The sequence below is a fragment of the Thermococcus sp. 21S9 genome (assembly GCF_012027635.1).
GTDB lineage: Archaea > Methanobacteriota_B > Thermococci > Thermococcales > Thermococcaceae > Thermococcus.
Window position 1 is genome coordinate 275886 of sequence record NZ_SNUS01000001.1, and the last position, 12638, is coordinate 288523.

The window sequence follows — 12638 nt, forward strand, 5'->3', positions numbered from 1 at the left end:
TCACACCTCCGCGAGCACCTCATAGATTATCGAGTCGAGGTCAACGCCGTAGCCGGCGAGCACCTTTATGTCATTCTTTATCTGGGCAATCTCAAGCTTTAAGTCTTCCAGTTCCTTCCTGAGCTCCTGTATCTCACTGGTGAGCGGGTTCTCCTGCCCCATCTGCTCTTTGAAGGGGTTTATCTCCTGGCTGATGACCTCGTAGAGCATCATGACGTCCTTGATGGTCTTGTCGAGCCTGTCGATGTCGTCGCGGAGCTCCTGTATCTGCTTCTTGAGGGTGTCAATGCTTATCTTTATCCTCGGGATGTCGTTCTCAATCTCGTTTATCCTCTCGAGTATCTGCGTAATCTGCTCGTTCTCCTGCCTGCTCTCTACTTCCTCCTCGAGCTCCTCAACTTCCATCGGCTCCGGTGCGGGGGTGGGCTCTTCCTTGGGTTTCTTTTTGAATAAAGATGAAAGGAAGTCAAGGGCCATCTTTCCCACCCCCTCACTGGAGCTCCATCAGGCTCGTTGTGTAGGTGCTCGGGGTCGTGAAGTCTATGACTCCTGCCGCACCGTTCTCAGGTATAACCTTACCCGTAACCTTGGTTGATGGAGGCAGGCCGTATCCGTCGGTGACGTTGTTGTCGCCGTCGAAGGGTATCGTCCACAGGGCGATGCCGGCTATGTCACCCCAGCTGAGGGTGGGGTGCTTCGGGCTGTTGCTGAGGCTTCCGTCGGAATCACTAACGACTATGATGCCGAACATCGTTTTGTTCTTCTGGGTCATGGCGTAGTACAGGTTCTTCCAGAGTATCTCAAGGGTGGTGGCGTTGCTCGGGGTGTAGTTGGCTATGTCCACGGCACCGGTCGAGTTCTCACCCACGTCGGCAAACACGTTCCTGACGTCACCGGAGTATATGAAGTCAGTCGCGTTGAAGTCGGTGTCATCGTTGGGGTTGTAGTACCTGTAAACCGCCATAATCCTACCGTCGCTGAGCACGACCTTCACGTGGGACAGGTCGATTCCGTTGCTTCCGGCGTTCGGTGTAACGTAGATAACCATCCTGGTTATGTTTCCGCTTCCCGGCGGGTTGGCCGGGGTGTAGCCGTACACGTTCATGACCTTTATTCCGCTGGCAACCTCCTGGGTGGTTTCCCTGCCAGTCGCCATTGCCTTCTGCTGGAGGTAGCCGGATGTGCTGATGAGCACTCCAGCTGCCACTGCCGCAACGAGGACCATTGCGATGAACACAATCAGCGTTCCGATACCTATCGCACCTCTCCTCATGGTTACCACCTCACTGCAGGAGCATCACGTTCTCGCTGAACGTTGCGGGCGTTGTGAAGTCAATGACTCCCGCGGCGCCTCTCTCGGGTATGACCTTACCGGTAATCTTGGTGCTCGGACCGATACCAGCCTTACCCTCGTAGTCAAACATGGTGGTCCACACACACAGCGCCACCATGTCCCCGAACTCAAGGGTCGGGTGGCTCTCCTGCATCTGGGTACCGATGTCGTTGATGACCACGATTCCAAAGCTGGCGGTTCCGTTGATGTCCTTCCACACGGTTATGTTGTTAACGTCAAACAGGTCCTTAATGTTCCCCGGGTTCATGAAGCTTCCAGAGTAGTTATACACGACGAGCTTGATACCATCGCTGAGGACTATCTTCACGTTGCTAAGGTCAATACCCTCACTGCCGGCGTTGGGCGTGATGAATATGGCCATTCTCGTTATGACACCACTGCTCGGAGGATTGGCGGGGGTGTAGCCGTAAATGTTAACGACCTTTATTCCGCTGGCAACCTCCTGGGTGGTCTGCCTGCCCGTGGCCTGAGCCTTCTGCTGAAGGTACCCTGCGGTGCCTATTATGACACCCGCTGCCACCGCTGCCACGAGGACCATTGCTATGAAGACTATCAGCGTACCAATGCCTATTGCTCCCCTCCTCATAGCATCACCTCCGAAAAATTCTCAAAACAACGAAAGGAAAGAGAAAGGCCTCACTGGAGGTCGATGATTTGCTGGGTATAGGTGCTCGGGGTGGTGAACTGGATAACGCCGGGAGCACCGAACTCGGGGATGACCTTTCCAAGGACGGTGGTGCTGGTCTTGAATCCGTCGCCGAAGACACCGGTCCACTTAAGGGTGGTGGTAACGGTTCCAGTGAAGGACACAGTGGTGGTACCGTCACTTACGCTGGTGATTCCTGAGGTGTACTGGAAGACCTGAGTACCGCCAACCCTGAGGGCGAGGACGACTATGTCACCGGAGGTAAGGGTTGGGAAGTTCTCCTTGACACTGTCGTCGCTGTCCTGAACGACGGCAATACCGAAGTCAGTCGGCAGGGTAAGGTTGGTGAACGCGTAGTTGCCAAAGACGTCGCTAACGTTGGTCTGGTACGCATAGACGCTAGTCGGGGTACCGAAGGTTATGGTGACGTTCTTGGTTGAGTCCGGAAGGATGTAGTACGGCCCACCGGTGGTGTAGTTCGTGAGGTTAGCACCGACGATGGTTATGGTCTTGGCGGTTGCATCAATCTTGACCTCCGGAACGCTTGACCACTTGGCAGGGTCGAATATGACGGTCTTGGTTCCGTTAGTAACGTTGAAGTAAACCAGACTCTTAACGGCCTGGTCGAGGAAGTAGAGCTCGTTGGCGTTGTCACCGAAGCGGTAGCTGAATATGGCCTGCTTGTTGCCGTCGCTGAGGGTAATCCTGGTCTTAGTGAGGTCGATTCCGTTGCTTCCGGCGTTCGGGGTTATGTAAACCGCGAGCTCCTGGATGTAGGTCGGGTTGGTGGCGCTGTCGGCCTTACCAACAATCCTCATGACCTGTATTCCGCTTGCAACCTCCTGGGTGGTCTGCTTACCGGTGGACTGGGCCTTCTGCTGGAGGTAACCACTCGTGTTGATGAGCACTGCCGCGGCCACTGCCGCAACGAGGACCATTGCGATGAACACTATGAGGGTTCCAATACCAACCGCACCCCTCTTCTTCAGTTTCCTAACGAACATCTCACATCACCCCCTCACTGGAGCTCGATAACATCCGTAGTGTAGGTGCTCGGGGTGGTGAACTGGATAACACCAGGAGCACCCTGCTCCGGAATAACCTCACCAGTAATGGTGGTTCCTGGTCCAATGCCACCAAGGGCAGCGGTAGCGTTTATGGTAAGGGCGACAAGGTCACCCTGGTTGATGGTCGGGTAGTTCTGCTGGACTGAGTTGTCTGCGTCCTGGATGACGACGATACCGAAGTTGTAGCCGGTGGTCGGCCAAGCGCCTGAGACACTGAATATGTCGTTAACGGGTCCGTTGTAGTAGTAGTTGCTGTTGTAGTAGAGGGCAACCTCAGCGGTCTTGCTCCTGAGGACGACCTTGGTGTACTTGAGGTCGATACCACTGCTTCCAGCGTTGGGCTTGATGTAGACGGCGAGCTTGTCGATGACATTGCTGGTGGTGTTAACGTGGCCTATGACACTGCTAACCTGTATTCCGCTGGCGACTTCCTGGGTGGTCTGCCTACCGGTACTGGAAGCCTTCTGCTGGAGGTAACCACTCGTGTTAATGAGAACTGCCGCAGCCACTGCCGCCACTAACACCATGGCAATGAACACTATGAGGGTTCCAATACCAACCGCACCTTTCCTCTTTCTCACGTTCATTCCCCATCACCTCCCAAATAAGTTAGAGGGAAACGAAAATCACTGAAGCTCTATAACGTCGGTGGTGTAGGTGCTCGGGGTGGTGAACTGGATAACACCAGGAGCACCCTGCTCCGGAATAACCTCACCAGTAATGGTGGTCCTCGGGGCAATTCCACCGAGGGTCTGGTTGGCGTCGATGGCTATGATGACAAGGTCACCCTGGTTGAGGGTTGGGGTAGTCGGCTTGACGCTACCGTCAGCGTCCTGGAGGACTATGAGACCGAAGGTCGAGCTGGTAAGGAGGCTCCAGTTGAAGGTAGCAGCGGTGGTTGAGAGAGTACCGTTAACGCCAGTAACAGTCTCGTTGAAGATGTTGCCCTGCGGAAGAGCAACATAGGTCTGGGTCTTAGAAACGCTGTTGTAGACGTAGGCGTACTTAAGGGAGACCTCCTTCTGTCCGTTGCTGAGAATGACCCTGGTCTTGGTGAGGTCAATTCCCGTGCTTCCGGCGTTCGGAGTTATGTAAACCGCGAGCCTGGTTATCGGCTGGGTCGTGTCCGGGGTGTATCCAACGACCCTCTCGACCTGTATTCCGCTGGCGACTTCCTGGGTGGTCTGCCTACCGGTACTGGAAGCCTTCTGCTGGAGGTAACCACTCGTGTTAATGAGAACTGCCGCAGCCACTGCCGCCACTAACACCATGGCAATGAACACAATCAGGGTACCGATACCGACGGCACCTCTTCTGGTCCTGGCCTTCATTCACCACGCACCCCCGTAGGGTTTTCTGCGTTAGGGTTTACGCCCGGAAAATATAAAGCCCTTTTTTGTTCTTAGTAGTGTAGGTGGTTATGTAGGTGCATATGTAGGTACTAACCACAATGGCCCAAGCGAAACCATCACTAAGATATATAAACCCGACGAACACAGAAAGTTACGGTGATTCCTATGCAACGAAGGGATTGGGCAATAGTGCTGGCGTTAATCGTAATGCTTCTCGGTAGTGGTGTTCCAGGACTGGCATGGGTGAGCTACACCTACGACGAGAACAGCAACGTACAGCTGTTTCTCTGGCCTTCCAGCCAGCTTGTAGCACCAAACCAGACAGTCACCGTCGCAATTGTTCTGTGGAAGCCCGGCGAGGGTGGAATAGCGAACGCGACGGTAACCATAATGACAGAGAACGGGCTCTACAACGTCACCACCAACAAGGACGGCTACGCCAGTCTGAACCTGACCTTCGCGGAGGAGGGGAACCACTGGATAAAGGCCACATACGGAAACATTTCAACGGAGACATGGGTCAACGTCGAAAAAGTCCCGCCGTATCTCTTCATCGAGAAAGACCTAACGCTCCAGGCCAACAAGAGCTACAGCGTCGAGTGGACGCTTCTCACGCCCTACATCCTCACGCCATACAGCGGAGCCGTCAACGTGACGGTGTTCTTCAACGGGCGGGAAGTCAGGAGAGAGATAATGAACGTCACCGACGGAAAGCTAAAGCTCATCCTCAGATTCAACGAGACCGGAACCGGCGAGGTTCTCTTCGACGGCAGAACAGCGTCGCACTTCGAGGTTCGGAAGAAGATAATCCTCGTCAAGCTCATAGGTCCGGATAGAGCATACGTCGGTCAGAACGTGACGATTCACCTTCTTGCCTGGGACGCCGGAGCAAACGCACCCTACAACGGAAACCTCACCGTCGAGCTTAGGCGGTGGTACTACAGCAACGGGACCGTCATACCGGACAACTTAACGGTTGACGTGAGGAACGGCTACACCAACTTCACCCTGACCATCCCGGACTGCGACAGCCTCGATATCATCGCGGGTGTTGGGTCACGCACCATATGGATTGAAAAGTCCACCCCATCACCCCAGCCGTCAACCAACGAAACCTCCAATGAGACGCCGTTAATCTTCACGATAACACCCGACAGGGTTCTGGCAGAGCCGGGCCAGAGCATCGCCTTTGTCGTCAACACGACAAGGGAAGGAACCTACAACATGACCATCACATGGTACAGGTGGAACTTCGGTGGGTGGGACTGGAACGGAGAAACCAACACAACCCTCGTGACCTTCAACGGTACCAAGAGCGTCATCAAGAGGATAACTGTTCCGGAGTGGGCATACTACGGCGAGGTCAGGATAGGAAACGCAATGGCGAGAGTTTACACCCTGAGGCCGAACCTATGGGGCAGTGCTTGGATTAACCTGACGTACAGCCCAGAGGCAGGACTTAAGACTGGAGACACCCTCATGATTAGCGGTGGCCTCGAGAACAGAACCAAGGACTGGTTCTACGACTGGGAGAAGTTCTACAGGGGACTCGCCAACGAGACCGTGTACATCTTCACCCCCTGGGGCGTTAAAACTGTGAAGACCGACGAAGACGGCAGGTTCAACGTCAACGTTTCAGTTCCTTCGGAGAGACTGCCCGACATGGTATGGGACAGACATCCGGAGGTTCTCTTCCTCCACAGGTCGGGAGCGTACGAGGGCACGACCGTTGACACACCGAGGGCGAGGGTCTTCGTTAACATGACCTCCGACGGGGTCAGGATAAACATCGAGCCGGCGGACGACAGGGGAATTGACTGGGGCCTCAAGACCCCGACCGTTGTTGAATTCGGCCAGTACTTTGACTGGAAATACATCGGGAACGTGACTTCCCTCTACGTTACATCAAACGCGACAGTTCCGGGCAATGTAAGCCCCGGGGTTTACCTGTTCAAGATTCTCCCAAACAACTGGCTCTGCTACCGGGACCCGGAGGGTGGCGTTGGTTGCAGTGCGGGAAGTCAGACCACCGAGAGAATTTACTACGTAACCAGGGGGCTTGAACTTCCCAAGGACGTCGAATACACCGGCGGTGAGCTGGAGGTCCCGATTAAGCTCCCAGGAAAAGGCGTCTTCTACTACTCCTACTACTCCAACGGGCAGGAGCACAATGAAATCGGCTTCACCGACGAAAACGGAAACGGTGTGGCCAAGATAAATGTCGAGAACATCCCCGCCGGAAGCTGGCACCTGTACTTCATACGCTTCGGCTTCGTGAGCGATAAGGGGGCTCTCTTCGACATAAACTGGGACCTGTGGGTGCACAACACGGTTGACACCCTCCCACCGGCAGTAACTGCAACGGTGACTCCCCAGGTTCAGGAGGTCGGTAAGAGCGTGATGATTAACATAAGCGTCTGGGACGACGGAGGAATTAAGCAGTTGAACTACACAATTACAAACGTAACGAACGTAATAGAGAGGAACAGCCTGAACTTCACCTATCCAATAAACGGCTATTCGGTCAGGTTCAACTTCACCATCAGGGGCCTCGAAGACTACATCCTGAACGTCACCGCGGTGGATGAGGCCGGCCACGTCACAACAAAGCTCGTAAACTTCTACGGCAAGGCCGTGGAGACGGAGAAGCTCAACCTCACAGCCAACGGAACCCACGAGCTTAACGTTGCCAACCAGATCCAGATAGTCGTTGCACCCGCCGAGAACCAGAGCGTCACGATGAACGTCACCGTAGCGTCGACCGTCGAGAACGAGAGTGCCAGGGTGAAGATGACGGCCAAGGGTTATGAGGACCTCAAATACGTTAAAGTTGAGACCAACGAAACGGTAAAGTACTCCTGGGTAATCCTCAACCTGACTTACAACGACGAGGTACTCAAGAAACTCGGCATAAGCGAGAACGCGGTAACACTCCTCTACTGGAACGGAACCGAGTGGATTGACCTCAGCAAACACGTTGGGCAGACAATCCCCGACAACTCACCTTACGGCAACATAACAATCTATGGCTTCGGAAGGGACCCTGTCCACAACTACGTCTGGGCCAACGTCAGCCACCTGAGCGAGTACGCCCTAGGCGTGAAGTTGCCGGACCTCAAGGTTGACGCCATCGGTCCGACCAAGTTCTACGTCGGTATTCCGCAGACGATAAACGTCACGATACAGAACCTTGGCGGACCAGTCGATAAGCCATTTGACGTCGTCCTCTACGTCAACGGAACCGAGGTTGGAAGGGTTACGGTTAGCGAGGTTTCGGAGGGGGCGGAGTTCTCACTGCCGTTCAAGTGGACGCCTGAGAAAGAGGGCAACTACACGATAAAGGCCGTCATTGACCCCGACAACAGGATTCAGGAGAGCAACGAGAGCAACAACGAGCTTACCGTTCTCGGTGAGGTCGTCAAGGGAGGCACGGTAAGCGCGAGCGGGCTCGTTCTGACGCTGATGAGGGTGGACTACCTCTACTACCTGTACTACACCAGAAACATTCAGACCTTCGAAAAGCTCTACCAGGAGGCCGTAAAGGCCAACGTCTCCAATGCAACTCTCCAGGAGGCCCTTAAGCACAAGGAGCTGGCTGAGAAATACTACAAGGAGGCCTCGAAGTACGGGCCAATTCTCAGCAACATCGGCAACATCCGCCTCTACCCGTACCTGAGAAGAGCATACTCCGAACTCAAGAAGGCGATAGAAATCCTGGAGAAGGCCCTTGAGGCCTGACCTCTCCCTTAAATTTTTTCCACGACGAGCACGCTGTTTCCCGGACGCTCCACATTGAAGGAGAATCCCCACTTATGAAGTGTCCTCGTTATCTCCTTAACAGTCGGGAAGCCCGTGAAGTCCTTGTTCAACGCCTCGAAGAACTCCAGGGCCGAGACGTTCTCAAAGGTGTCCCTGAAGGGCTCGACTATCACCAGCTTGCCCCCACTCTTCAGGGTCTCGAAGGCGTTCTTAAGGACCTTGGCCCTATCTGGAATGTACTCAAGGACGAAACTCATTAGAACGGCATCGTACTCGTTGACCGGCCGTATGAGCCTGGCGTCGAGCTCTTTAAGGGAAACCGGAAGGTTCTTTTCCTCAGCCCGAGAGCGGGCTATCTCAAGGAGCGCGGGCGAGTAGTCGAGACCGAGGTAGATACCGTCATAGCCGACGATTCTGCCGAAGAACTCCGGCGATACTGAACCACAGCCTATATCAAGAACCGCCGAGCCGGGCTTCAGACCCGCGACGTCCGCCATCACCTCACGGTATGCCCTCGCGAAGGCAGTGTTCATCCTCATGTCCCAGAAGTCAGCGTCCTTGTCGAAATCCATGAGAATGTGAGGATGTGTTGGGGTTATGAAAGCATAGTCAACCATCCTGTATATTTCCTCGTGGATGGACACCCAGTCGGGGAGAAGGAGGTCGTACTTATCGGGCGGAATCTCGAGTGTGTAAGAAAAACCGTTGAGGTGCAACCTGCCCCTGCGAACCTCAACTATCTTGAGGTCCTGTAGAGTTGAGACAAACTTCACGAGTAGGGCCCTGTTTGGAAGACCGACTTTGTCGAGTAGCTCCTGGAGGGTGGGTTCCTTCGCAAGGAGGGAAAAGATACCGTGTTTCGTACCGAGGGAAACAATCTGGAGTATGGCAATCCTGACCATGTGGTCTATGTTGGTGTCAACGACCCTTGGGGAGGTCATCTCCCCACCTCACAGGAACCGCCTGTAGTAGCGGTAGTATTCCTTCAGGTAATCCACGACCTTCTTGCCGTATTCTGTAAGGCGGTAGTACTTGAAGCCGTTGCTCGCTATCTCCTCAACGAGACCGAGGTAAACCAGGGAGCTCTCACCGTTGTAGCGGTTACCAAGACCAACAAGAGCCCCCCTCACGTTCGACGGGTCAGAACCAACGACCCTTGCAATCTCCGACAGGTACGTTGCGGACGGATATATCTCGTTCAGGTACATCAGTATCTTCTTTCTGAGCTCACTGCGGTGCAATGAGCGGAGCACCTGCGGGTCTATTACCACCGAGTTCATTCTTCCACCACCCCGGGCTTTTTCTGAACTGATTGTACCCCTCTGAACTTTATGTAGATGAATGTGCAGGTGCATCGTGTTAGTATCTGTGATTAGAAAATATATAACGTTTTCGCATGGATAATGTCCCTGATACAACGAAAATCTCATCGAATTGGGGAATTATCACAACCTTTCGATACTCGTGGAAGGTTGGTGTTTTCCTCTATGATTTTGGATAAAATCCAAACAGGTTTCACAAAACCTTTAAAGCATTGGTGCCCATATTAGTTCCACGGGCTCCGGGTGGTAATCATGTGGGAAGCTATAGCAGTAACCGCAGTGGTTGCAGTGGCGCTCGTTCTCTACGTTAGAGACGTTACGAACAAGGTTCTCGCGAGATATTTCGAACTCAAAGACGACCTAATGGAGCTCGAAGAGAACTTCACCGGGTTCCGCTCTGCCATCGAGAAAAGGCTCTCTGAACTGAGGAGCACGGACAGGGGCCCAACCCAGCTCCCGGAGCTCAGGGAGATACGGGAAAAGCTGGCCTCTCTTGAAAAGTCCTTGAAGGAGTTCAAGAAATTCGAAACGAAGTTCGAGTTCGAGATTGGAAGCGTTAAGAACGGCCTTGAGAGACTTGAGGGCAGAGTTGACAGACTTAAAAGGGAAGTTGAGGAGAGCAGGGAGCTGATAAAGGAAGAGCTCAAGGAAGAAATCATCCGGGAGCTTGAGGAGGAGATAGAGCACCTCGAAGAGGTCATCGAGAGGAGGAAGAACGAGGAAGTTGAGGAGTTCCTTGAAGTCATCAAAGCAGCTATTACACTGCAACCGGAGAAGCTCCGCGAGGGCCTTCTCGAAGCCAAGCGCGCGCTCCTCTCGCTCAGGGACATAGCGAAGGTTTACGTCCTGACCGGAAAGGGGCAGAAGGAGTTCCAGGAGCTCAAAGAGAACCTCGTCGAACTCCTCAAGAACCTGAGGAAGCTGGCAATCGTCTCCGTCCCGGACGAGAACGTTTACTCCAAGTTCAACGAGGTCATAGTTAAGACGAAGAGACTCGAACTGCCCATGAAGCGCGGTGACAGGGAGCTCTCACCCGAGAAAAGCTTCATCGAGATACACAGGATAACCTACGAGCTGGCAGGTGAGATTGACAGGATTGCCGAGATGCTCGGAGAGCCCGTCCCCGTGACGCCGGTAGAGAAGGAGTTCTATGAGAAACTGCGCTACCAGTTCGAGGAGCTGAGAAGGCTGGAGGAGCAGGTGCAGAAGTTAATGCTCAAGCTCGGAGCCGTTGAGAAGGAGCCCGAAGAGAAGAAAGACGACATAGAGGAAATTCTAAAGGACCTCAACCTCCTCTAAAACTCGTCGCCGAGGAGCTTGTCGAGGTCAATCATTATGAGAAGCCTTTCGCCGTCGTTTATCTTGGCAATGCCCTTTATGTAGCGTATGTCCACCCTGCTGGCGAGGGTCTTTGGAGGCTGTTCTATCTGCTCGTCGGTGAGGGTTATGACGTCCGAAACGGCATCAACGATTATGCCAACGACCTCGTCCTTGACCTCTGCGATGATAATCTTCTTCTTGGAGAGGTCCTCGTCCGGGTCGTAGTAGCCGAGGAGCTTTTTGAGGTTGACGACGGTGGTAATCTGACCGCGCAGGTTTATGACGCCCTCAACAAAGTCCGGCGCGTTGGGAACGCGGGTTATGGGCATCATCTCCTTGATTTCCCGGACCTTGGATATGTCGAGGCAGAACTCCTCGTTGCCAACCATGAAAGCCACAACTTGAATCTCCCCCAAGGTATCACCCCCCAACCCTTTCAAGGAGTTCACGTGAACGTGAAACCGATTCGGCAAGCTCCTTAAGACCCTTTCTAATCTCCTCCAGCCTCACCTGGACGTCAGACAGGAAGGCCGTGAAGGTATCAACCTCCGTCGAAAGGTCTTCCTGAACCTTGTAAACGCTGTCCAAGGTGTCCATAAGCATCTGAACCGACTGGGCCTGGCCCTCGATGCTGTCGGAAAGCTCCTTTATCATGCTGGCCGTCTCGTTGGCGCGTCTCGCTATATCATCGAAGGCAGCGATAAGTTCCTGAACAGCGTCTTTTATCTCCTCGGTGACCGCGAACTCCTTCTTTATCGAGCCGACGACCTTGTCAATGCTCTCCTGCATGTTTCTAATCAGTTCCGCAATCTGGTCGGTTGACTTCTTGGACTGGTCTGCCAGCTCGCGGATGTTTTCAGCGACCACCGCAAAGCCCCTTCCATGTTCGCCACTTCTCGCGGCCTCTATTGCGGCGTTGAGGGCCAAAAGGTTCGTCTGTTCCGCGATGTTACCAATGACCTCGACGATTTCTCCAACCCGCTTGGAGTGCTCGACGAGGAGCGAGAGGGCCTTTTCCATGTCCTGGTTGACCTCGTTAATGCTCGCGACGTTCAAAGCCACGTTATCGGAAATCTGCTTGCCCTTCTCTGCCATGTTCGCCGTTTCAAGGGCGTAATCTGTTAGCGCCTGAGCCTGAGTGTTCATCTCTTCTATGCCGGCGGTGAGGGTCTGTATGTAGTCCCCGAGCTCGGCCACGCGGGAACGCTCGTCCTGGATTAGGGCGAGCAGGCCGTTCGAATCAAGGGAAACCTCGAAGTCCGCACTCTCAAGAAGTGACGTTGCCTTCTCGTCGGCGTTCCGGAGTTCCTCAAGGGCCTCGTGAACCTCCTCTGGGACACCCACCCTCTCAATCCTGACCTCGCGTTTGGACCTGGCTTTCTCCGCTATGCGGAGCAACCGAGAAGCGGTTTCCTGGTCAACACCTTCGAGGGGAACGTTCTCCCCCTCGATGAGCTTTTCAAGAAGGTCAAGGAGGTTCTCCCTACGGGTTCCGGATGAGAGGTACAGTCCAACGGCCAAAGCTGTGCCAATGCCAACTACAGCACCAACCGTTAGGGAAACCGCAGAGCCCGCCAGCGTGACCACTGGAACCGATAGCACCGAGGCGATAGCCACTGACCTGCCCATGGGCGCACCCCCTGACTGGTACTTATTGTCACTTCGGGGATAAAAGACTTTCGTATGTATGTAATAACCAAAGCTACGAGTCACTATAATAACTCTTCGATTCGTAACGACCTGCGTATGCACCTACACAACCATCTACACTAAAGGCTTTTTATGAGAAAAGGCCCATAAACTTGTAGGGAATTTCGT

Annotated in this window: 12 protein-coding genes and 1 pseudogene; 2 read left to right on the top strand and 11 right to left on the bottom strand. The window is 53.9% G+C overall.

The window, feature by feature from the left end:
• The 7 genes and pseudogenes from E3E28_RS01640 to E3E28_RS01665 form a co-directional block, all read right to left on the bottom strand.
• Entirely contained in the window at positions 1-477 is a 477-nt protein-coding gene (locus E3E28_RS01640; protein WP_167915093.1) for a flagella accessory protein C, read from the bottom strand.
• 13 nt (positions 478-490) lie between these two features.
• The gene (locus tag E3E28_RS01645; RefSeq protein WP_167913785.1) at positions 491-1273 is read right to left on the bottom strand and encodes a flagellin; all 783 of its coding nucleotides are present in this window, start codon (positions 1271-1273) and stop codon (positions 491-493) included.
• A gap of 10 nt (positions 1274-1283) precedes the next feature.
• Positions 1284-1940, bottom strand: coding sequence for a flagellin (locus E3E28_RS01650; RefSeq protein ID WP_167913786.1), 657 nt, complete (start codon positions 1938-1940; stop codon positions 1284-1286).
• A 50-nt stretch (positions 1941-1990) separates the two neighbouring features.
• Positions 1991-2674: a hypothetical protein gene (locus E3E28_RS11145; protein WP_342764498.1), complete on the bottom strand. Its 684-nt coding sequence runs from the start codon at positions 2672-2674 to the stop codon at positions 1991-1993.
• Positions 2663-3004 (bottom strand): annotated as a pseudogene (locus E3E28_RS11150) (archaellin/type IV pilin N-terminal domain-containing protein); the annotation flags it as partial. The pseudogene E3E28_RS11150 and the gene E3E28_RS11145, both read right to left, overlap by 12 nt.
• A 14-nt stretch (positions 3005-3018) precedes the next feature.
• Entirely contained in the window at positions 3019-3654 is a 636-nt protein-coding gene (locus E3E28_RS01660; RefSeq protein ID WP_167913788.1) for a flagellin, read from the bottom strand.
• Positions 3655-3693: 39 nt separating this feature from the next.
• The gene (locus tag E3E28_RS01665) at positions 3694-4398 is read right to left on the bottom strand and encodes a flagellin (RefSeq protein WP_167913789.1); all 705 of its coding nucleotides are present in this window, start codon (positions 4396-4398) and stop codon (positions 3694-3696) included.
• 186 nt (positions 4399-4584) lie between these two features.
• On the opposite strand from E3E28_RS01665, the gene E3E28_RS01670 reads away from it, so the two are divergent.
• Positions 4585-8157: a CARDB domain-containing protein gene (locus tag E3E28_RS01670; RefSeq protein WP_240921677.1), complete on the top strand. Its 3573-nt coding sequence runs from the start codon at positions 4585-4587 to the stop codon at positions 8155-8157.
• 8 nt (positions 8158-8165) lie between these two features.
• Here the strand turns inward: E3E28_RS01670 and E3E28_RS01675 are convergent, their stop codons facing one another.
• Positions 8166-9119, bottom strand: coding sequence for a class I SAM-dependent methyltransferase (locus tag E3E28_RS01675; protein WP_167913791.1), 954 nt, complete (start codon positions 9117-9119; stop codon positions 8166-8168).
• Positions 9120-9128: 9 nt separating this feature from the next.
• Entirely contained in the window at positions 9129-9458 is a 330-nt protein-coding gene (locus tag E3E28_RS01680; RefSeq protein ID WP_042690868.1) for a helix-turn-helix domain-containing protein, read from the bottom strand.
• Between the two features lie 294 nt (positions 9459-9752).
• Between E3E28_RS01680 and E3E28_RS01685 the strand changes: the two genes are divergently transcribed.
• Positions 9753-10799, top strand: a complete 1047-nt coding sequence (locus E3E28_RS01685; RefSeq protein WP_167913792.1) for a hypothetical protein — start codon at positions 9753-9755, stop codon at positions 10797-10799.
• Here E3E28_RS01685 and E3E28_RS01690 read toward each other — a convergent pair.
• Both E3E28_RS01690 and E3E28_RS01695 read right to left on the bottom strand, forming a co-directional pair.
• Entirely contained in the window at positions 10796-11236 is a 441-nt protein-coding gene (locus E3E28_RS01690) for a chemotaxis protein CheW (RefSeq protein ID WP_042690870.1), read from the bottom strand. The two genes, E3E28_RS01685 and E3E28_RS01690, sit on opposite strands and share 4 nt — an antisense overlap.
• 4 nt (positions 11237-11240) lie before the next feature.
• Positions 11241-12449 carry a methyl-accepting chemotaxis protein gene (locus E3E28_RS01695; protein ID WP_167913793.1) on the bottom strand — a complete coding sequence of 403 codons (1209 nt, stop codon included), beginning with the start codon at positions 12447-12449 and terminating at the stop codon, positions 11241-11243.
• Positions 12450-12638: the final 189 nt, after the last annotated feature.